This window comes from Bradyrhizobium ganzhouense (genome assembly GCF_049949285.1).
Lineage (GTDB): Bacteria > Pseudomonadota > Alphaproteobacteria > Rhizobiales > Xanthobacteraceae > Bradyrhizobium > Bradyrhizobium ganzhouense.
The window spans coordinates 7,931,394-7,952,223 of the sequence record NZ_CP181318.1 but is presented as its reverse complement, the minus strand read 5'-3'; the positions used below and the strand labels follow the sequence as shown (position 1 = coordinate 7,952,223).

The window sequence follows — 20,830 nt, the reverse complement described above, 5'->3', positions numbered from 1 at the left end:
CATGAGCGCCTATATCGCCCGCCGTATCCTTTTGATGATCCCGACCTTGCTCGGAATCCTTTTCGTCTCCTTTGTCGTCGTGCAGTTCGCGCCGGGCGGTCCGGTTGAGCGCGTGATCGCGCAGCTGTCGGGCGCCGACACCGGCGGCAGCTCCCGCATCTCGGGCGGCGGCGACTTTGCGCAACGCGCGCCCGGACAGCTGGGCGCCGGAGGCGACGCCATCAACTCGAAATATCGCGGCGCGCAGGGCCTCGACCCCGACTTCATCAAGAAGCTGGAGAAGCAATTCGGCTTTGACAAGCCGGCACCGGAACGCTTCGCGCTGATGGTCTGGAATTTCGCCCGCTTCGATTTCGGCAACAGCTATTTCCGCGATGTCAGCGTGCTCCAGCTGGTCAAGGAAAAACTGCCGGTCTCGATCTCGCTCGGCATCTGGCTGACGTTCCTGACCTACCTGATCTCGATACCGCTCGGCATCCGCAAAGCGGTCAAGGACGGAACGCGCTTCGACACCTGGACGTCGACCGTGCTCGTGCTCGGCTACGCGATCCCCGGCTTCCTGTTCGCGATCCTCCTGATCATCCTGTTTGCCGGCGGCTCGTTCTTCAACTGGTTCCCGCTGCGCGGGCTGACATCGGACGGCTGGTCGCAATTTCCCTGGTACTGGAAGATCATCGATTACTTCTGGCATTTGACGCTGCCGCTGATCGCCATGGGGCTCGGCGCGTTCACCACCATGACGTTCCTGACCAAGAACTCGTTTCTGGACGAAATCCGCAAGCAATACGTGATGACCGCGCGCGCGAAGGGCTGCAGCGAGAACCGGGTGCTCTATGGCCACGTCTTCCGCAACGCGATGCTCATTGTCATCGCAGGCTTTCCCAGCACCTTCATCCACGCCTTCTTCTCGGGCTCGCTTCTGATCGAGACCATCTTCTCGCTGGACGGGCTGGGACTGCTCAGTTTTGAAAGCGTTCTGAACCGCGACTACCCCGTGGTGTTCGGCACGCTTTTCATCTTTTCGCTCGTCGGCCTCGTGGTCAACCTGATCTCGGACATAACCTACATGTGGATCGACCCGCGGATCGATTTCGAGGCGCGGGAAGTCTGATGGCGCTGACCGCTCCCACCCCGATCGAGACCACCGCGAAGTCGCCGCTCGGTGACGCCGTGCCGATCACGCGCAAGCCGTTCGCGCCATCGCCGCTCAACAGACGGCGCTGGGATAATTTCAAGTCGAACCGGCGCGGCTACTGGTCGTTCTGGATCTTCATGATCCTTTTCGTGGTGTCGCTGTTTGCCGAGCTGATCGCCAATGATCGGCCGTTCATGATCAAATATGACGGCCACCTCTACTGGCCGGCCTTCGTCACCTATTCCGAGACGACCTTCGGCGGCGACTTCGAAACGGCGGCCGACTACCGCGATCCTTATTTACAGAAGCTGATCAAGGACAAGGGCGGCAGCATCGTCTGGCCGCTGATCCGCTACTCCTACGACACCCACAATCTCGATCTGCCGACGCCGGCGCCGTCGCCGCCAACCTGGATGTTGACGGAGGCGCAATGCAAACCCGTCGTCGAGAAGAAGGGCCTCAAGAGCTGCCGTGACCTCGAATACAACTGGCTCGGCACCGACGATCAGGGCCGCGACGTGGTGGCGCGGCTGATCTACGGTTTCCGCATCTCGGTGCTGTTCGGCCTCTGCCTGACCATCGTCTCCTCCATCATCGGCATCGCCGCCGGCGCGGTGCAGGGCTATTTCGGCGGCTGGATCGACCTGTTGTTCCAGCGTTTCATTGAAATATGGACTGCGATCCCGTCGCTCTATCTGCTGCTCATCCTGTCGTCGGTGCTCGTGCCCGGCTTCTTCGTGCTTCTTGGCATCCTGCTGTTGTTTTCCTGGGTGTCGCTGGTCGGACTGGTGCGCGCGGAGTTTTTGCGCGGGCGCAATTTCGAGTACATCCAGGCGGCGCGAGCGCTTGGCGTCTCGAGCTCCGTGATCATGTTCAAGCATTTGCTGCCGAATGCGATGGTCGCGACCATGACGTTCCTGCCGTTCATCGTGTCGAGTTCGGTGATGACGCTGACGGCCCTGGACTTCCTCGGCTTCGGGCTGCCGCCCGGATCGCCCTCGCTCGGCGAGCTGCTGTCGCAGGGCAAGTCGAACGTGCAGGCGCCTTGGCTCGGTTTCTCCGGCTTCTTCTCTGTCGCGATCATGCTGTCGCTCTTGATCTTCATCGGCGAAGCCGTGCGCGACGCCTTCGACCCGCGCAAGACGTTCAAGTGAGGGTGTGATGGACGCGATCAACCAGCCTTTGCTTGCGGTGCGCGACCTCTCGGTGGCCTTCCACCAAGGCGGCAACACGACGCTTGCGGTCGACAAGGTCTCGTTCCAGATCAAGCGCGGCGAATGCGTCGCATTGGTCGGCGAGTCCGGTTCGGGCAAGTCGGTCAGCGCGCTCTCGATCCTGAAGCTGCTGCCCTATCCCAGTGCTTCGCATCCCTCCGGCAGCATCCGCTTCAAGGGGCAGGAGCTGATCGACCGGTCGGAGCGAGAGATGCGGGAGATTCGCGGCAGCGACATCTCCATCATCTTCCAGGAGCCGATGACCTCGCTCAATCCGCTGCACACGATCGAGGCGCAGATCGGCGAGATCATCCAGCTGCACAATCCGACCAGCAACGCGCAGGCGCGCAAACGGACGCTGGAGCTGCTGACGCAGGTCGGCATTCCCGAGCCGGAGACGCGGCTGAACAGTTATCCGCACCAGCTCTCCGGCGGCCAGCGCCAGCGCGTGATGATCGCGATGGCGCTGGCCAACGAGCCGGATTTGCTGATCGCGGACGAGCCGACCACGGCGCTCGACGTCACCGTGCAGGCGCAGATCCTGGCGCTGCTCGCCGAGATCCGTTCGCGGCTCGGCATGAGCCTGCTCTTCATCACCCATGATCTCGGCATCGTGCGACGCATCGCCGACACCGTCTGTGTCATGAAGGGCGGCGTGATCGTCGAGCAGGGGCCGGTCGAGCAGGTCTTCACCAACCCGAAGCATCCCTATACGCGCGATCTGCTGGCGGCGGAGCCGAAACCCGATCCGGCGCCGCCGCAACCGGGCGCGCCGGTTGTGATGTCGGCCAATGACCTGAAGGTCTGGTTTCCGATCAAGCGCGGGCTGATGCGCAAGACGGTCGGTCATATCAAGGCGGTGGACGGCGTCAGTGTCGCCGTGCGCAAGGGCGAGACGCTCGGCGTCGTCGGTGAATCCGGGTCGGGCAAGACGACGCTGGGGCTCGCACTGCTGCGATTGATCTCCTCGAATGGACGCATCGTGTTCCTGGGCAAGGACATCCAGGGCCTGCGCTTCAAGGAGATGCGGCCGTTCCGGCGCGACATGCAGATCGTGTTTCAGGATCCGTTCGGCTCGCTCAGCCCGCGCATGTCGGTCGCCGACATCATCGCCGAAGGCCTTTCCGTGCATCAGCCAAAGCTGTCGCGCGAGGAGCGGGAGGCGCGTGTCGTCAAGGCGCTGGAGGATGTCGGGTTGAAGCCTGACACCCGATATCGCTACCCCCATGAATTTTCCGGCGGCCAGCGCCAGCGCATCAGCATCGCGCGCGCGGTGGTGCTGGAGCCGGATTTCGTCGTACTGGACGAGCCGACCAGCGCGCTCGACATGCTTATTCAGGCGCAGATGGTCGACCTGCTGCGTGAATTGCAGCGCAGGCGCGATCTCACCTACATGTTCATCTCGCACGATCTGCGCGTCGTCGCCTCGCTTGCCAGCCACCTCATCGTGATGCGGGGCGGCAAGGTGGTCGAGGAAGGCCAGGCGGCCGAGCTGTTCAAGAATCCGAAGACGGATTACACGCGCGCGCTGTTTGCGGCGGCGTTCCGGCTGGAGACGGCTGGCAACGGTTCGGTGGCGACCTAGCTTTTCCGGTCGCGGCTCTTTCGGCCCTTCCGGATTGAAGGTTCCCATGGATAAGATGGCCCTGTTCACTCTCAGAGGCGGATATGGCGCGGATTTCAAGAGCTGGTGACAAGACCAGCAAGGCCCGCAACGCAAGGCAGGCAAAGGGCGGCGAGATCGCCAAGGCGAAGCGCCCTGCGACGCCCAAGCCCCGCAAAGGTCGGTCGGTTGCAGAACTGGAGTTGCAGCTCGAGCGGCAAGCCAGAGAGCTGTATCAAGCGCTTGAGCGGCAGACAGCGACCGCCGACATCCTGAAAGTGATCGCGAGTTCGCCTGACGACGTGCAGCCTGTATTTGACGCCATCGCGGAGCGTTCGAATCGGCTGCTGAATGGTGTGGTGACCGCGGTGTACCGTTTGGTCGACGATGTACAGCACTTGATGGCGTTCACGCCGACCAGTCCAGAGGCCGATGCGGCGCTCAAATCCATGTTCCCACGGCCCCTGTCGGCGGTTGGCTTCGGTGAGACAATTCGCAACGGTCAAATTGCCTTGGTTCCCGATATTGAGAGCGAAGCAGCCGTTCCTCCCACTCTGCAAGACGTGGCGCGGATGCGTGGTTGGCGCAGCGCGCTGCTTGTTCCGCTGTTGCGTGACAACCGCCCAATCGGTTTGATCAGTGTAACGCGGGCCGAGCCTGGTCCGTTCGCCGATCATCATGTCGAATTGCTGCAGACATTCGCCGACCAGGCCGCGATCGCTATTTCCAATGTCGAGCTGTTCAAGGAGGTCCGGGAACGCACGGTTGAATTGACCGAGTCTTTGGAGCAGCAGACCGCCACGTCGGAAGTCTTGCAGGTCATCAGTTTGTCACTGGGTGAACTCGAGCCGGTGTTTCGGAAAATGCTCGAAAATGCCACGCGCGTTTGCGGCGCGACTTTCGGCACGATGAATCTATGGGACGGAGAGAGTTTCAAACTTGTCGCAGACTATAACGTGCCCCCCGCGTTTGCGGACTGGCGGCGACAGGTGCCGATCCGTCCTCATCCTGCGGGCGGTCTCGCAGCTGTCGTCAGGAGCCGCCAGCCTGTGCAGCTTGTGGATGTGCGCGAAGGCCCGGCATATCTTGCGAGAGATCCGGCGGCGGTCGCGATAGCCGAGATCGCGTGCGCTCGCACGATCTTGACCGTGCCGATGTTGAAGGAAAGCGAGTTGATCGGAACGATTACCATCTTCCGCCAGGAGGTCCGGCCCTTTACTGAAAAGCAGATTGCCCTGGTCGAGAATTTCACCAGGCAGGCCGTCATCGCCATCGAGAATACGCGGCTACTCCGGGAGTTGCGCGAACGCACCGATGAATTGACCCGTTCCCTTGAAGATCTGCGCACTGCGCAGGATCGTCTGATCCAAACCGAGAAGCTGGCTTCACTCGGCCAGCTCACGGCAGGCATCGCGCACGAGATCAAGAATCCGCTCAATTTCGTCAACAATTTCTCGGCGCTTTCTGCTGAGCTGGTGGACGAACTGGACGAGACGCTTGCCCCGGCTGCTCTCGATCAGAAGTTGCGCGGCGATGTCAGCGAACTGACGGCGATGTTGAAATCCAATCTCGAAAAGGTGGTGCAGCACGGCAAGAGAGCCGATTCAATCGTCAAGAACATGCTCCTGCACTCCCGGGAGGGTTCCGGCGAACGTCGCCCGACCAACGTCAACGCGCTGGTCGAAGAGAGCCTGAATCTCGCCTATCACGGCGCGCGAGCGGAAAAGTCCGAGTTCAACATCAAGCTGACGCGGGACCTCGACCCCGATGTCGGATCGGTCGAACTCTACCCGCAGGAGATCACCAGGGCACTGTTGAACCTGATTTCCAACGCCTTCTATGCCGCGACCAAACGCAAGTCTGAGGCGGCGGACGAGACTTTGGAGCCGACGCTGGCCGCGATCACGAAAAATCTCGGCAACAGGGTCGAAATCCGTATCCGTGACAATGGTACCGGCATCCCGCCCGACGTGAAGCAAAAGATGTTCAATCCGTTCTTCACCACCAAACCGGCGGGCGAAGGCACGGGGCTCGGCCTTTCGATGAGCCATGACATCATCGTGAAACAACACGGTGGGACGATTGACGTCGAGACGGAGCCCGGCAGCTTTACAGAGTTTATCATTGCTTTGCCGCGCAACGCGGCAGCGCAAGCCAGTGTTGGAAGAGAAAATTAAACACCGGCCGGATGTCGAAGCTTTGTTTCGCCGCCAATTTCCGCGCGAACTCCGAGCGCAACGCTTGGTCACTACAGCCGCTTGATCGCGACAATCTCACTGCCGGCCGCCTTGATCCGCGCGATGGCCGGCTCGATCGCCTCGATCACCGTCGCCATGTGATGCGCGTTGGCGTGAACCATCGTGCTGCTATCGCGCACGATGGCGACGTGGCCCTTCCAGAAGATCAGATCGCCGCGCAGCAGGCTGTTTCGCTCACGCGGCTCCAGCGCGCGGCCGAGTCCGGCCTGCTGCATGTCGCTGTCGCGCGGGCAGCCGGTGCCGGCTGATGTCAGCGAGACCTGGACGAGGCCGGAGCAGTCGATGCCAAGACTGCTCTTGCCGCCCCAGAGATAGGGCGTGCCGACGAAACGTTCGGCGACCGCGACGAAGTCCGGCTCGCGATGGTCGAGCGCCGCGAGATGCGCTTTCGGCACATATGTTCCGTCGCGGGTAACGGCGAAACTGCCATCCTCGCGCGCGATCGTTAGCTTCGATCCCAGAACCAGCGTGTCGACGGGTGGCAACTTGATCGAGGGGCCGGGGAAGGCAAATGTTCGGAGCGCGCTCACCTTGTGCGTCGGCGCGGCCGCCGGCCGCATGAGCGCTGCATCAGGCAGCCAGCCGACATAGCCGTCACCGGCAAGCTGGCCCCAGGCCCAGCCTTCGCCGTTGCGGTCGTAGACCGTAACGCGCTCACCGCGCAGCGCTTCCGTCATCAGCATCGCATTCGAGGACGGTTGTTCGCGCACAGGTGCAATCGCTTCGACCACCTCGAAGTCCTCGCCGGCGACGAAGCGATCCGCCTCGACCTTGCCTTCGAGATATTTCGCGGCGATGTCGCCCCGCGCCGGCGTCAGCCGCGGATCATGCATAGCGCTCGCTCAGCACCTTGTAGATGGCGCGGGCGGCCTGGCATTCGCCACCCTCCGGCCGCGCCGGCTTGGCCGACGGCGTCCAGCCGTAAATATCCACGTGAAGCCAGCTCGTGGCCTGCTCGACGAAGCGTTGCAGGAACAACGCGCAGGTGATTGAGCCGGCAAAGCCGCCGGAAGGCGCGTTGGTGATGGTGGCGGTCTTGGAGTCCAGCCACGCATCGTAAGGCGGCCACAGCGGCATGCGCCACAACGGATCGTTCTCCTTCACCGCGCAGCGCGCGACGTCGGCGGCCAGCGTCTCATCATTGGTGTAAAAGGGCGGTAAATCCGGTCCCAGCGCGACGCGCGCGGCGCCGGTCAGCGTGCCCAGATCGATCAGCAGCTCGGGCTGCTCCTCGTCGGCGAGGGCCAGCGCATCGGCGAGCACCAGCCGGCCTTCCGCATCGGTATTGCCGATCTCGACGGTGATGCCCTTGCGGGAGGTGAAGATGTCAAGCGGGCGGAAGGCGTTGCCGGAAACCGCATTCTCGACCGCCGGAATCAGTACGCGCAGGCGCACCTTCAGCTTTGCGTCCATCACCATACGCGCCAGCGCCAGCACGTTGGCGGCGCCGCCCATGTCCTTCTTCATGATCAGCATGCCGCTCGACGGCTTCAGATCGAGCCCGCCGGTGTCGAAGCAGACGCCCTTGCCCACCAGCGTTACCTTGGGATGGCCGGGATCACCCCAGGTGATGTCGACCAGCCGCGGTGCACGATCCGAGGCCATGCCGACGGCGTGGATCAGCGGAAAGTTCGCTTTGAGATCCTCGCCGATGGTGCATGCGTAGCTCGCGCCGAACTCGGCGGCGAGCTGTTGCGCGGCCGCGGCCAGCTCCTCCGGCCCCATGTCGTTGGACGGCGTGTTGATGAGGTCGCGCGCCAGCATCGCGGCATCCGCCATGCGGTTGATCTCGGCCGGATCGACACCATCAGGCGGTACCAGCCGGACGTCGGGGCGGTCCGCCTTGCGGTAACGGGCGAAGCGGTAGCTGCCGAGCGCGAAGGCGAGCGCCGCCAGTCGTGCATCGTGCGGTGCATTGGCAAAGCGGTAGGTGCCTGGCGGCAGCAGGCCCGGCAACGCGCCCGGCCGGAACGGATCGCGCGATCTGGCGTCGTCGTCCTCGAGGCCGAACAGCACTTGCGCGATCGTGCCGTCGGGGGCGGGCAGCGCGAGATAGCCGCCCGGCTTGGCGGCAAAGGCGCTCGCTATGGCGAACCGGCGTTGCGCTGGCGGCAGCGCCTCGTGCACGGCATCCCAGCTCGATTTGGTGACGAAGGTAATCGGGGTGGCAGTCGTGGACGTCTCGAAGACGGAAGGCATTGGCTGGTCCGCAAGGTCATTCGGTTGGAGGAGACTTCGCAGAGTTTTGCGGTGGCTGCAATCGGCTTTGCGGTCACCGACCGGTGAGCGGCTACTCGCAGAGACGCAGCCATGCTAGGTTCCGGTGGCGGTTGCCTGATTGCGCAGAAAACGCCGGTGACCGAAGACGAAGCGTGCCGGGAGGAATTGCAATGGAATTTGTGTGGGGCGTGATCACATTCATCGGCCAGTCGATCGAGGCCGTCTTTAGCTATGTCGAGCATCACCACTGGGTCTTCGCGTTCCTCGCCGGCGGCTACGTCTTCTATCTCCATGACCGTTCAGTTCATGCGCGGTTCGATGCGCTCGACAAACGCATTGACGAAATCCGCAAGCGTCTCGCCATCGAGTATTGATCGTATCGGCGAGACCGCCGCGCTCGACGAGCTCCGCGCCGTCCGGCTGGTCAATCGTGACGGCTTCTCGCGCCGGTGGCCGACGCTGCGGCGCGAGGCTGCCGGCATCGAGGGGAGGACGCGGCAGCGACTGCAATTGCTGCGGGACCTGAACGACCAGGTGAAGCTGCTCGGGCCTCGATCCGGGCCTGGGCGGTGAGATGCCGCCACAAGGCGGCGGTTCTCCGCGTTAACTGGCCATTAGGGTTAACAGTCTATTGCTGGCGCGTTCGGCTCGATCAATCGGCTCGAGAGTCAAAGCGTCATGCGTCAATGGTTCCGTCCTGCTCGGCTTCTTGCCTCCGCCTCGCTGATCGCGCTGGCGGCCGCGAGCCTCGGCGGCTGCACGGCAATGTCAAAACTCTCCGATGTTACCGGCTCGATCGGTCCGAAGGCGGAAGCCGCCCCGGCCGATCCGGCGCACGCCATCGCGACCTATAGCGAGCGCTACCGCGCCAATCCCAAGGATCCCGACGTGGCGCTGGCCTATGGCCAGGCGCTGCGTGCCAACGGCCAGCGCGCCCAGGCCGCCGCCGTGCTCGAACAGGCGACCATCGCCAATCCCGGCAACAAGCCGCTGCTTGCCCAATACGGCCGCGCGCTCGCCGACAACGGCAATTTCCAGCAGGCCTTCGACGTGCTGTCGAAGGCGCATTCGCCCGACAATCCGGACTGGCGCTTGCTCTCGGTGCAGGGCACCGCGCTCGACCAGATGGGCCGTCACGACGAGGCGCGCGCTTATTATGCCAGCGCACTGAAGATCGCGCCGGGCGATCCCGGCGTGCTCTCCAATCTCGGCCTGTCCTACATGCTGTCGAGAGACCTGCCCAAGGCGGAAGAGGCGCTCCGGCAGGCCTATGCTTCACCGCGTGCAAGCTCCCGGGTGCGGCAGAATCTCGGCCTGGTGGTCGGTCTCCAGGGCCGCTTCGCCGAGGCCGAGACCATCGTGAAGGCGGACCTGCCGCCGGATCAGGCCGCGGCCAACGTCTCGTATCTCAAGGAAATGCTGAACCGCAACGATGGCCCGCGCGGTGCGTCGAAGCGGACGCCGGTTGCTTCGCTCAGCCAGCCCGACTGATCAGACCCGATCTTCCAATCCTGAAATCGGCCGCGGACCGCGTGCGGTCCGCAATCTCTGGCGTCAGTGCAGCTCGGAGATCTTGATGCCGGTCGGTCCGAGAATGACGACGAACAGCACCGGCAGGAAGAACAGGATCATCGGCACCGTCAGCTTCGGCGGCAGTGCGGCGGCCTTCTTCTCGGCTTCGTTCATGCGCATGTCGCGGTTTTCCTGCGCCATGACGCGCAGGGATTGGCCGAGCGGGGTGCCGTAGCGTTCCGCCTGCTGAAGCGCCAGACACACCGACTTGACGCCTTCGAGCCCAGTGCGCTTCGCCAGGTTTTCGTACGCTACCTTGCGGTCCTGCAAATAGGACAGCTCGGCGGTGGTCAGGGTGAACTCCTCCGACAGCGCGATCGACTGGCCAACGATTTCGGTCGCGACCTTGCGGAACGCCATTTCCACCGACATGCCGGATTCGATACAGATCAGCAGGAGGTCGAGCGCATCAGGAAAGGCGCGCTTGATCGAGAGCTGGCGCTTGGAGATCGCGTTCTTCAGGAACAGCATCGGCGCCTGCAGGCCGAGATAGGCCGCGCCGACGCAGATGCCGATCTTGATCGGCACCGGGCGATCCATATGCGCGATCAGAAACACGTAGACGACCGAGCCGACGAACAGCACGAGCGGCGCCACCAAGCGGGCGAACAGGAACGTGACGTAAGGCGCGTGGCCGCGATAGCCCGCCATGATCAGCTTGTCGCGCGCAGCTTCCTGCGCCAGCCATTTGGTGAGGTTGAAGTCGTCGACCACCTTGGAGACGAGCTGCTTGGGTGTCTGGCGCAGCGAGACCTTTTCGCTCTTGTTGAGGCGTTCGCGCTCGCGCTGCCGGATGCGCTCGCGCTCGCTCGCGACCGCCTTCATGCGCTTGGCGAGGCCCTCGCCGGCGAACAGCGGCATCACCAGCGTATACACGGTGGCGCTGGCAGCGATCGCCGCCAGCAGCATGGTCATGAAGTGCGGGTCATGCAGTTTCGTAACAAGGAAATCGACCATACGGCACCATCAGAAATCGAAGTTGATCATCTTCTTCATCACCATGATGCCGATCGACATCCAGGCGACGCAGCCGACCAGCATGAGCTGGCCGGTAGGATGGGTCCACAGCAGCGAGATGTAGCCGGGCGTCGTGAGATAGACGAGGAACATCACGATCGGCGGCAACGAGCCGATGATGCCGGCCGAGGCCTTGGCTTCCATCGACATCGCCTGGATCTTTTCCTTCATTTTCTTGCGGTCGCGCAGCACCTTGGAGAGGTTGCCCAGCGCTTCGGAGAGGTTGCCGCCCGACTTCTGCTGGATCGACACCACGATGCCGAAGAAATTGGCCTCCGGCAGCGGCATGCGATCGTAGAGCCGAGTGCAGGCCTCGCCGAGCGGCATGCCGATGGCCTGCGTCTCGATGATGGCGAGGAACTCGCTGCGCAGCGGCTCCGGCGCGTCGGCCGCGACGACCTTGATGGATTCGAACAACGGCAAGCCCGCCTTGATGCCGCGGACGATGACGTCGACGGCGTCCGGCAGCGCCGCCAGGAACTTGTTTTCGCGGCGCTTCTTCAGGAAGCCCAGCGTCCAGCGCGGCAGGCCGAGGCCGCCGGCAAAGGCAAGACCGGCCGCGCCGATCAGGCCGCCGCCACCGAACAGCGCGCCGAAGAAGAACACGCCCGCCACGACCGCGGATGCGATCCAGAATTTCTGTGGCGTCCAGTCGAGCCCCGCCTGTGAAATGCGGATGTGGAGTGGAACGCTCTTTTCCTGTGCCCGCCTCGCCTCGAGATCCTTGAGCGAAGTCTCGACTTGCTCGCGGCGCGAGCGCTGGCTCTTTTCGGCTTGCTTGGCCGCGGGCGCGTCGGCGCGCCCGATCGAGGCGCGGCGGCTCTCGGCCTTCCGTTCGCCGGACAGCAGCGGATAGAGGAAAACCCAGGCGATGCCGCCAACCGCGGCGGTGGCGAGGAAGGCGAGGGCGAGGACCTGCATGTTCATGGCTGTGCCGACCTGCTCACGTGTTCGGTGCCACTTCCGCGGCGTCGAGCGCAGCGCCAAGGCGTTTCTCTTCGCCGTAATAGCGGGCGCGTTCCCAGAATTTCGGGCGACCGATGCCGGTCGAGCGGTGCTTGCCGATGATCTTGCCGTTGGCGTCCTCGCCGACCAGGTCGTAGAGGAAGATGTCCTGGGTGATGATGGTATCGCCTTCCATACCCATCACCTCGGTGATGTGGGTGATGCGGCGCGAACCGTCGCGCAAGCGTGCGGCCTGGACGATGACGTCGATCGAAGCGCAGATCATTTCGCGAATGGTGCGCGAAGGCAGGGAGAAGCCGCCCATCGTGATCATGGATTCGCAGCGTGACAGCGCCTCGCGGGGATTGTTGGCGTGCAGCGTTCCCATCGAGCCGTCGTGGCCGGTGTTCATGGCCTGGAGGAGGTCGAAGGCCTCCGGGCCGCGGACTTCGCCGACGATGATGCGTTCAGGACGCATACGCAGACAGTTGCGCACCAGTTCGCGCATGGTGACCTGGCCTTCGCCCTCGATGTTGGGCGGCCGGGTTTCGAGCCGCACCACATGGGGCTGCTGGAGCTGGAGTTCGGCGGCGTCTTCGCAGGTGATGACGCGCTCGTCGTGCTCGATGTAGTTGGTCAGGCAGTTGAGCAGCGTGGTCTTGCCCGAGCCGGTACCGCCGGAGATCAGCACGTTGCAGCGGACGCGTCCGATGATCTGGAGGATTTCCGCGCCCTCCGGCGAGATCGCGCCGAACCTGACCAGCTGATCCAGCGTCAGCTTGTCCTTTTTGAACTTACGAATAGTGAGCGCGGGGCCGTCGATCGCGAGCGGCGGCACGATGGCGTTGACGCGGGAGCCATCGGCGAGGCGCGCGTCGCAGATCGGGGAGGATTCGTCGACGCGTCGGCCGACCTGGCTGACGATGCGTTGGCAGATGTTGAGGAGCTGCTGGTTGTCGCGGAAGCGGATGCCGGTTTTCTGGATCTTGCCGCTGACTTCGATGAAGACGGTGCCGGCGCCGTTCACCATGATGTCGGCGATGTCGTCGCGGGCCAGAAGCGGTTCAAGCGGGCCATAGCCGAGCACGTCGTTGCAGATGTCGTCGAGCAGCTCTTCCTGCTCGGCGATCGACATCACGATGTTCTTGATCGCGATGATCTCGTTGACGATGTCGCGGATTTCCTCGCGCGCGGACTCGGAATCGAGCTTGGCGAGCTGGGCGAGATCGATGGCCTCGATCAGCGCGCCGAAGATGGTCGCCTTGACCTCGTAATAGTTGTCCGAGCGGCGGGTCTCCATGGTCGGCGCAGGCCGGGAGGGGGCGAGCGGCGGGGAGGCGACGGCCGGCGGGGGCGGCGCGCGCGACATCGTCGGCGCCGGAGCCGGGGCAGGCTCTGGCGACACGGCGCCGGGCTTGGGAGCCCGAAGATCGGTGTCTGTTCCGCTACGCTTACCGAACACTTAACAACTCCATGGAGCGGCCTATTTTCCCCGCAACTTCTCAATCAGCGGTGAAAGCAAGGACGACTTTTGTTTCTTCGTCTCGCTCCGGCCGGTCAGGCGCTGGGCGATCTGGAGGAACATCTCGATCGACTTGTGGTTGGCGGAGATCTCCGCGATCATCTGGCCGTTGTTGGCGGCCGCGCCGAAGATCTGAGGCTCGAACGGGATCGAGACGACCGGCTGGCTCTCGATCGCCTTGGCGAATTCGGCCGCCGCGATCTCCGGCCGCTTGGGAACGCCGACCTGGTTCAGGCAGTACAGCGGCGGGCGGTCGTTGGGACGCGCGGCCTTCAGGAGATCGAACAGGTTCTTGGTGTTGCGCAGGTTGGCGAGGTCCGGCGCTGCCACGATCAGGATGTCGTCGGCGCCGATCAAAGCGCGCTTGGTCCAGCCCGACCATTGATGCGGGATGTCGAGCACGATGCAGGGCATGGTCGCGCGCAGCGTGTCGAACACCGAGTCAAAGGCGTCGACGCCGAAATCATAGACCCGGTCGAGCGTCGCCGGCGCCGCCAGCAGGCTGAGGTGATCGGTGCATTTCGACAGCAGGCGGTCGATGAAGGCGGTATCGACGCGATCGGGCGAGAACACGGCATCCGCGATGCCCTGCGGCGGGTCCTGGTTGTAGTCGAGCCCGGCGGTGCCGAAGGCGAGGTCGAGATCGGCGACCACGGCGTCCATCGCGAGGTCACGCGCGATCGCCCAGGCGACGTTGTGGGAGATGGTGGAGGCGCCGACGCCGCCCTTGGCGCCGACCACGGCAATGATGCGGCCGACCGCCTTGGCTTCCGGCGCGGAGAACAGGTTGCAGATCGAGCGGACAACGTCGATCGCACCAACCGGCGCGAGCACGTAGTCGCTGACGCCGCGGCGCACCAGCTCGCGATAGAGCATGACGTCGTTGATGCGGCCGATCACGACCACTCGGGTGCCGGCGTCGCAGACGGTGGCGAGCTGGTCGAGCCCGGCCAGCAAATCGGTGCGGGCATCGCTCTCGAGCACGATCACATTGGGAGTGGGAGCAGACCGATAAGCTTCGATCGCAGCGGCCATGCCGCCCATCTGGATCTTCAGATGGGCCTTGCCGAGACGGCGATCCTCGCCGGCCGATTGCACGGCGGCCGCAGTCTCCACGGTTTCGCAGAAGGCCTGCACCGAGACGCGCGGCGCGGGCGCAATATGCTCCTCGACCGGCGCGGGGGCCTCCGGCTGCTCTTCTTGAGTCTGGCGCGCGTAGCTGATCATTTGCCGGTGTCGCTGAGTTTGGCCTTATCGGCCTCGGGATAGGCCACCGCCGTTGGAGTGCCCTTGCGATACTTCTCGAAGGCGGCGGTGCGGCGCGCGGTGTAGGCCGGAGTTTCGGACCGCGGCTGCTCGAGGTCAGACGGATTGTCGACCATGGCCGCGATATTGCGCTGATAGGCGCAGCCGAAATTGTAGTAATCCTTGTTCTCGAACCAGCTCTTGTTCTTCATCGAGGGGCCGAGATCTTCCGGCCACAGGCCGCAGGGGCCTGCGACTGCGGCGATCTTGGAATAGGTCAGCCGGATCGGCGGCAGGAAGCGCTTGTCTTCCGGCTGGTAGGGGCGGGCGATGATGCCGCGCGGGGGAACGCCCGCCGCCGCCAGCATCGCCTGGATCTCGCGCATCGATTCCGCAGCCGCACGCGCATTCGGCGTTCCGGACGGCACGTCGATGTGGATGGAGCCGGTGCCCTCGTGCATCCAGGTTGAGGCCAGGCCCATCACGTCAGCGCGCTGGGCTGCGGTCAGGCCGCCGCGGGCGTGACCGACGAACACGACGATCGAACGGTTCTGCTCCTCGATCGCGATCGGATGCCGTTGCTTGTAATCGTCGGGAATGGAAGCGGTGGCCACCTCGTCGTGCTGGCAGCCGCCGAGTGCGAGCGCGATACCGACGAGCGCGCCACCGAGGCAGGCGGCGCGGTAGCGGGTCTGGGGTCGTGTTGTGATCATACTAAGTCCCCGTTCCGCCATCAGTCCGTGATGAAGCCGTAGGTGCCGCGGTAGTTCCGTGCCGGTTCGGTCCGGCCCGGCACGCCATAGATGCGATTGATGTTGCCGATCAGTTCGGCCTGCGGATCCGCGGGCGCCGCAAAGCCGTCATCCGGCCGCGACAGGTCCTTTGGTGCCGCTGCGCGAACGACATAGGGCGTCACGATCACGACCAGCTCGGTCGAATTGTTGACGAAGTCGCGGCTGCGGAACAGCGTGCCGAGGATCGGGAGCTGCATCAGCCCCGGCAATCCGCTGATCGCCTGCTTGGTCTGCTGCTGGATCAGGCCGGCCATTGCCATCGCGCCGCCGGAGGGAATCTCCAGCGAGGTTTCGGCGCGGCGGGTCTTGATCGACGGCACCGTCAGCGAGTTGACCGAGGTCGAGGTCACGGCCTGCGACAGCGTGATCGCATTTTCGTTCGACAGCTCCGAGACTTCGGTCATCACGCGCAGGCTGATCTTGCCCTCGGTGAGCACCACGGGGGTGAAGTTGAGCGAGATGCCGAACTTCTTGAAGCTGATCTGGGTGGTACAGACATGCGTGGTGGGATCGCAGGCATAGCCTGCCGGCACCGGGAATTCGCCGCCGGCGATGAAGGTCGCGGACTCGCCGGAGATCGCGGTCAGGTTCGGTTCGGCCAGCGTCCGGATCACGCCTGCGGTTTCCATCGCGCGCAGGGTCGCCTGCACCGACGGCGTTGCGCCGAACTTGGTGGTCAGTGCGTTGCCGTCTACGAGATTTTTACCAAGCGCCGTGAACGGGTTGGAGTTGCTGAAGGTCACCACCGAGGTGCCGTAGTTCAGGTTCGCGGTGAGGTCGATGCCGAGCTGCTTGATGATGGTGCGCGCGACTTCGGCGACCGTCACCTTCAGCATCACCTGGTCGCGGCCGCGGACCACGATCGAATTCACCACCTTTTCGGGGCCGCCGGCAAGGCGTGCGGCGAGGTCGTTGGCCTGCTGCGCCTCGAGCGGGTTGGCCGCAGTCCCGGTCAGGACGACGCCGTCGCCGAGACCGTCGATCTGGATGTCGGAATTGGGCAGGATCTGCTTCAGCGCCGCACGCACGCCGTTGAGGTCGCGCTTGACTGCGATGTCATAGGCGGCGATCTGCTGGCCGGCGGAATCGAAGAACACGATGTTGGTCTGGCCGACCGTGGCGCCGATGATGTAGGCGCGCTGGGACGAGCGGACCACCGCGTTGGCGATCTTGGGATCGGCAACCAGCACATCCTTGATGTCGCGCGGCAGGTCGATCACGATCGACTTGCCGACACCGAGCGAGAGGAAGCGCGCGTTCATCTGCCCGTCGGCTGCAACCGGCACCGCGGGACGGTAATCTGCTGCGATCACGGGCGTCAGCACGGGGTTGAGCGTCAGCGCGAGAGCAGCCGAGAACGACAGGGCGCGAACCATCGAGGTCCGCATCGTTGCCAGATCCGCCCTGCATTTCATATCGACTGTCCTCATCGTGCCTTTGCCTGGGTCGAAATGCCGTAGCGAATGATCGAAACGCCATCGCGCTTCTGCGCGGAGTCATCGAGTGTGATCTCGCTCATCTTGACGTCGGCAATGCTGCGCAGCGCCAGCGACAGCGTTCCAGCCTGGCGGGACTGGGACAGCAGCTGGGTTTGTGCGGAATTGAGTTCCAGCGTCACGGTCTTGCCGACCACCGTGTTCTGGCCGTCCTTCTCCTTCGGCGCCTGGTCGATGGCGAGCACGCGGACATTGACCAGAATGACCTCGGACGTGACGATATCCTGGGCGCCGGCGTTCTGGTCCGGGTTCTTGAGGCGGCGCGTCAGCAGCACATCGACGCGATCGTTCGGCAGGATGAAGCCGCCAGCGCCGGTCTCCGGCGAGATTTCGGTGGAGATGGCGCGCATGCCGCTCGGCAGGATCGCAGCCATGAAGCCGGACCCGTCAGCCTTGACCAGCTTCTGGTCGCGGATCGGCTCACCCTGGATGAAGGGAGCGCGCGCAATCGAGCCGGTGACCTGGGTCGCGCCGTCGGGGCGCTCGCTGCGGCGGATGAAGGCGGCGCTTGCGGTCGCGGTCGGCCAGGTCTGCCACTGTACGTCTTCCGGCTTCACGGTCTGCCCGAGGCCGATGTCGTTCTTGGCGACCAGCACGTCGGTGGTGGGAAGCTGCGCGACCGGAGCCGCTGGAGGCGGCGCAGAGTCCGAGCCGCTCGCCAGATACGCGGCGATGCCGCCGGCGCAGATGGCGACCGTCAGGACGACTATGCGTGCCCTATTCATACGCTTCACTTTCCACAGAACGCCGCGACGCTGCCGCCGCCGTAATCGGCAGTTGACCAGCTATTCGTCAAAGCATGGTTAATGAGGCGTATCTAAATCGGCTTAACGTCGGGTTTATCCGGAGCGTTCAGCGCAGTGCGAGGTGAGCGAGATCGATCGCTTTCACCCATTCGGTCTCGGGGTAGACCACCAGCGCGCCGAGTGCGAGCGCGATGCCGTAGGGAATGCCGGTCTGCTTGTCGTGGAGCCGAGCTAGCCAGGCCTGGCCGGCAAGCCCGTAAGGCAACGGCCATTGCCGAAACTGGAGCAGGAGCAGGGTCAGCGCGCCGCCGAACAGCGAAGCGTAGAGCAGGAAGTCCATCAATGGACCGAAGCCGAACCAGAGCGCCACGGAAGCTGCGACCTTGGCGTCGCCGCCGCCCATCCAGCCCATCGCAAAACAGGTAAAGGCCACGACGAGAAGCAGCGCACCGGAGCCGACATGACTCAACATCTCGTAAGGTGCCATGCCACCGGCAAAGGCGAGCACGAAGAAGCCTGCCACCAGCGCCAGCGAGATGCGGTTCGAGATCGTCATCGTGAACAGATCGCTGGCGGCCGCGAACGCCATCAGGGCCGGGAAGAGCAGAAGGCGCGCGAGGTCGAGGATCATGGGCTGCGTCTTGAGGCCTGGGTCCGTCGCCCGGATCGGGGCGTCGGCGCATGCTAGAGGGCAGTGCTAAACAAACCGACAACGATCGCAGCAGGCCGGTCATCCGGCGCCGGAAGGCTCACCACATGCTGGCGATGCGCATCGCGAGCGTGACCATGGCGAGCAGAAGCGCAAGGCAGACCCAATAGGCCGACGCATCGCCTCGCGCCGTGTCCGCCTCGCTCGCCGCAACCGCGGCATCGGTTCTGTGCTTACGCAACGCCACTGGAACTCGCACTGTCCGAAAAAACAAAGGCCCCGGAAGTCCGGGGCTTTTGCCATCGTCTGCCGGTCGGCTTACTTCAGCGAGGAGCTGATCGAGCCGAACTTGGCGTTCAGCGTGGTGCCGAGGTTGTTGACGACGGTGATGATGGCGAGCGCGATGCCGGCGGCGATCAGACCATATTCGATGGCGGTGGCGCCGGATTCATCCTTCGCGAAACGCGCAATCAGGTTCTTCATGAACTAAACTCCATCTGGGTGAGGTCGCCTCGATCGGCGCTGTTTTGACACGACGAGCATGTGAGCCGAGCTCTTTCGGTAGAGTTAATTCGATCGGTCAAACCCGCGCCTTGCGCGATGCTTTTGGCCAGAGTGAATTTCGCCTTAAGGCGGCCGGCTCAATTCGTTCCAGTTCCTAACGCGCCGTCAACTTCATCCTCCCTTAAATTTCGGGGAGTAGGCGTAAGAGAGATCAGCAGACTGGAACGGACGCGATGATGTCGAGCCTACCCATGCAAGTCGCCCTGATGCTCGGCGAGACCATCGAGAAGGTGATTCCCGTCACCCTCATGCTCGCGGTGGTTTTCACCGTGCTCGAGCATTTTTGGGCCTGCAATGCCGGTCCGTCATGGTGGCGCAAGCGCGAGATCTTGACCGACATCTGCTACTGGTTCTTCGTTCCGGTGTTCGCCCGCACCATGCGGATCGGACTCCTGATCGTCACCGCTGGAATCGTCTTCAACATCCACGATGCCGACGAGCTGATCGCCTTCTACGACAACGGCCACGGCCCGCTGTCGCAGCTGCCGCTCTGGGTGCAGGGCGTGCTGTTCCTGGTCCTGGCCGACTTCATGCTGTACTGGCTGCACCGGCTGTTTCACGGCGGCGGGTTCTGGAAGTACCATGCGATCCATCACTCCTCCGAGGAGATCAGCTGGATCTCGGCGGCCCGCTTCCATCCGGTCAATCTGATGCTCGGCACCATCGGCGTCGACGTCGTGCTGCTGATGGCCGGCATTTCGCCGAACGTGATGATCTGGGTCGGCCCGTTCACGACCTTCCATTCGGCCTTCGTGCATGCCAATTTGAACTGGACCTTCGGCCCGTTCAGATACGTGCTGGCGACGCCGGTGTTCCACCGCTGGCACCACACCTCGCTCGCGGAGGGCGGTGACACCAATTTTGCCGGCACCTTCCCGATCTGGGATGTGCTGTTCGGGACCTTCCGCATGCCGAAGGGCGCGCTGCCGCAGGATTACGGCAAGGATGAAGCGACGATGCCGAAGGAGATCGGCGGCCAGCTTGCTTATCCGTTCCGCCAATAGGATTGCATCCGGCGCCGGGGCGACAAAAACGTCGGTCCGTTCAAACAATACCTGCCGAGTTTGCGGAACGTTCACGAATTACAGGCAGGTTAACCGGGTCGGGCGCCGGCTCCGCTTCCTGATCGATTCTGCCGGTTTGTGACGTCCCGGGGTAAGAGTATGCGTAAAGAGTTCCTGCGCCGCCATGCGCGCATCTGTCTCCTGGCTTCGGCTGCCGTGCTGGCTTCGCCGGCCAATGGCCTTGCCGAGCCCACCGCGGATACCATCGCGGTCAATGTCGACCAGGCCAAGCTCGTGCGGCTGCCCGGCAAGGTGGCAACGATCGTGGTCGGGAATCCCCTCATCGCCGACGTGACGCTGCAGCCCGGCGGAATGATCGTCGTGACCGGCAAGGGTTACGGCGCCACCAACTTCATCGCGCTCGACCGCGGCGGCGAGATCCTGGTCGATCGGCAGATCCAGGTCGAAGGCCCGAGCGACCGGCTCGTGACCGTCTATCGCGGGATCGAGCGGGAGTCCTATAGCTGCCTGCCGATCTGCCAGCGCCGCGTCACGCTCGGCGACAGCGACACCTTCTTCAGCACCACGATGAATCAGGCCGGGTCGCTGAGCAACACTGCCAGCGGCAACGGCGCCGCGGCTGCCAAGACGAACTAGCGAGATCAGCCGATAGACCGACGCGCGGGACTATCCGGTCCCGCGCGACGCTGCCGTGTGCGGCATGTTTTCTGTTCTCCCCGCGTCCGCGGGCCGGCGTGGTTAACCGATCTTAACGGCTCGGTCCGGCCGGTGTGGATTGTCTGAAACACTTAAACAATCAGTTTCCGGTATCGATCGGGGCAGAGA

21 protein-coding genes are annotated in these 20,830 nt (G+C 63.8%); 9 read left to right on the top strand and 12 right to left on the bottom strand.

Annotated elements, in window-relative coordinates:
• Position 1: 1 nt before the first annotated feature.
• From ACLFLU_RS37005 to ACLFLU_RS36990, 4 genes are all read left to right on the top strand, one after another.
• Positions 2 to 1,111, top strand: a complete 1,110-nt coding sequence (locus ACLFLU_RS37005; RefSeq protein ID WP_426409581.1) for a microcin C ABC transporter permease YejB — start codon at positions 2 to 4, stop codon at positions 1,109 to 1,111.
• The gene (locus ACLFLU_RS37000) at positions 1,111 to 2,289 is read left to right on the top strand and encodes an ABC transporter permease (protein ID WP_426409580.1); all 1,179 of its coding nucleotides are present in this window, start codon (positions 1,111 to 1,113) and stop codon (positions 2,287 to 2,289) included. Before ACLFLU_RS37005 ends, ACLFLU_RS37000 begins: the two co-directional genes overlap by 1 nt.
• Before the next feature lie 7 nt (positions 2,290 to 2,296).
• On the top strand, positions 2,297 to 3,934 hold the full coding sequence (locus ACLFLU_RS36995) for an ABC transporter ATP-binding protein (protein ID WP_426409579.1): 1,638 nt from the start codon (positions 2,297 to 2,299) through the stop codon (positions 3,932 to 3,934).
• Positions 3,935 to 4,017: 83 nt separating this feature from the next.
• A complete protein-coding gene (locus ACLFLU_RS36990; protein WP_426409578.1) occupies positions 4,018 to 6,129 on the top strand; it encodes a GAF domain-containing protein in 2,112 nt (703 codons plus the stop codon).
• A 71-nt stretch (positions 6,130 to 6,200) separates the two neighbouring features.
• Here the strand turns inward: ACLFLU_RS36990 and ACLFLU_RS36985 are convergent, their stop codons facing one another.
• Both ACLFLU_RS36985 and ACLFLU_RS36980 read right to left on the bottom strand, forming a co-directional pair.
• The gene (locus tag ACLFLU_RS36985; protein ID WP_426409577.1) at positions 6,201 to 7,043 is read right to left on the bottom strand and encodes an NlpC/P60 family protein; all 843 of its coding nucleotides are present in this window, start codon (positions 7,041 to 7,043) and stop codon (positions 6,201 to 6,203) included.
• Positions 7,036 to 8,409 carry a leucyl aminopeptidase family protein gene (locus tag ACLFLU_RS36980; protein WP_426409576.1) on the bottom strand — a complete coding sequence of 458 codons (1,374 nt, stop codon included), beginning with the start codon at positions 8,407 to 8,409 and terminating at the stop codon, positions 7,036 to 7,038. Before ACLFLU_RS36980 ends, ACLFLU_RS36985 begins: the two co-directional genes overlap by 8 nt.
• A gap of 191 nt (positions 8,410 to 8,600) precedes the next feature.
• Between ACLFLU_RS36980 and ACLFLU_RS36975 the strand changes: the two genes are divergently transcribed.
• The 3 genes from ACLFLU_RS36975 (at position 8,601) to ACLFLU_RS36965 (ending at position 9,921) form a co-directional block, all read left to right on the top strand.
• On the top strand, positions 8,601 to 8,804 hold the full coding sequence (locus ACLFLU_RS36975) for a hypothetical protein (RefSeq protein WP_426409575.1): 204 nt from the start codon (positions 8,601 to 8,603) through the stop codon (positions 8,802 to 8,804).
• Positions 8,767 to 9,003 carry a hypothetical protein gene (locus tag ACLFLU_RS36970; RefSeq protein ID WP_426409574.1) on the top strand — a complete coding sequence of 79 codons (237 nt, stop codon included), beginning with the start codon at positions 8,767 to 8,769 and terminating at the stop codon, positions 9,001 to 9,003. The genes ACLFLU_RS36975 and ACLFLU_RS36970 overlap by 38 nt, the downstream gene beginning before the upstream one ends.
• A gap of 105 nt (positions 9,004 to 9,108) precedes the next feature.
• Positions 9,109 to 9,921 (top strand): tetratricopeptide repeat protein, encoded by an 813-nt coding sequence (locus tag ACLFLU_RS36965; RefSeq protein ID WP_426409573.1) that lies wholly within the window; start codon positions 9,109 to 9,111, stop codon positions 9,919 to 9,921.
• A 63-nt stretch (positions 9,922 to 9,984) separates the two neighbouring features.
• Here ACLFLU_RS36965 and ACLFLU_RS36960 read toward each other — a convergent pair whose 3' ends face one another.
• From ACLFLU_RS36960 to ACLFLU_RS36915, 10 genes are all read right to left on the bottom strand, one after another.
• A complete protein-coding gene (locus ACLFLU_RS36960) occupies positions 9,985 to 10,959 on the bottom strand; it encodes a type II secretion system F family protein (protein ID WP_426409572.1) in 975 nt (324 codons plus the stop codon).
• 9 nt (positions 10,960 to 10,968) lie between these two features.
• Positions 10,969 to 11,946, bottom strand: a complete 978-nt coding sequence (locus ACLFLU_RS36955) for a type II secretion system F family protein (protein WP_426409571.1) — start codon at positions 11,944 to 11,946, stop codon at positions 10,969 to 10,971.
• 16 nt (positions 11,947 to 11,962) lie between these two features.
• A complete protein-coding gene (locus ACLFLU_RS36950) occupies positions 11,963 to 13,426 on the bottom strand; it encodes a CpaF family protein (RefSeq protein ID WP_426409570.1) in 1,464 nt (487 codons plus the stop codon).
• A gap of 21 nt (positions 13,427 to 13,447) precedes the next feature.
• Positions 13,448 to 14,713 carry an AAA family ATPase gene (locus ACLFLU_RS36945; RefSeq protein WP_426409569.1) on the bottom strand — a complete coding sequence of 422 codons (1,266 nt, stop codon included), beginning with the start codon at positions 14,711 to 14,713 and terminating at the stop codon, positions 13,448 to 13,450.
• A complete protein-coding gene (locus tag ACLFLU_RS36940; RefSeq protein WP_426409568.1) occupies positions 14,710 to 15,444 on the bottom strand; it encodes a CpaD family pilus assembly protein in 735 nt (244 codons plus the stop codon). The genes ACLFLU_RS36945 and ACLFLU_RS36940 overlap by 4 nt, the downstream gene beginning before the upstream one ends.
• Positions 15,445 to 15,464: 20 nt before the next feature.
• Entirely contained in the window at positions 15,465 to 16,940 is a 1,476-nt protein-coding gene (locus tag ACLFLU_RS36935) for a type II and III secretion system protein family protein (protein WP_426409567.1), read from the bottom strand.
• 11 nt (positions 16,941 to 16,951) lie between these two features.
• The gene (gene cpaB, locus ACLFLU_RS36930) at positions 16,952 to 17,746 is read right to left on the bottom strand and encodes a Flp pilus assembly protein CpaB (protein ID WP_426409566.1); all 795 of its coding nucleotides are present in this window, start codon (positions 17,744 to 17,746) and stop codon (positions 16,952 to 16,954) included.
• A gap of 127 nt (positions 17,747 to 17,873) precedes the next feature.
• Complete coding sequence (locus ACLFLU_RS36925; RefSeq protein ID WP_426409565.1) at positions 17,874 to 18,398, bottom strand: A24 family peptidase; 525 nt, start codon at positions 18,396 to 18,398, stop codon at positions 17,874 to 17,876.
• 118 nt (positions 18,399 to 18,516) lie between these two features.
• Positions 18,517 to 18,657, bottom strand: a complete 141-nt coding sequence (locus tag ACLFLU_RS36920) for a hypothetical protein (RefSeq protein WP_426414233.1) — start codon at positions 18,655 to 18,657, stop codon at positions 18,517 to 18,519.
• Between the two features lie 77 nt (positions 18,658 to 18,734).
• Complete coding sequence (locus ACLFLU_RS36915; RefSeq protein WP_008131913.1) at positions 18,735 to 18,899, bottom strand: Flp family type IVb pilin; 165 nt, start codon at positions 18,897 to 18,899, stop codon at positions 18,735 to 18,737.
• Positions 18,900 to 19,156: 257 nt separating this feature from the next.
• Between ACLFLU_RS36915 and ACLFLU_RS36910 the strand changes: the two genes are divergently transcribed.
• Positions 19,157 to 19,984: a sterol desaturase family protein gene (locus ACLFLU_RS36910; protein WP_426409564.1), complete on the top strand. Its 828-nt coding sequence runs from the start codon at positions 19,157 to 19,159 to the stop codon at positions 19,982 to 19,984.
• Between the two features lie 159 nt (positions 19,985 to 20,143).
• Positions 20,144 to 20,641, top strand: coding sequence for a pilus assembly protein N-terminal domain-containing protein (locus ACLFLU_RS36905; RefSeq protein WP_426409563.1), 498 nt, complete (start codon positions 20,144 to 20,146; stop codon positions 20,639 to 20,641).
• Positions 20,642 to 20,830: the final 189 nt, after the last annotated feature.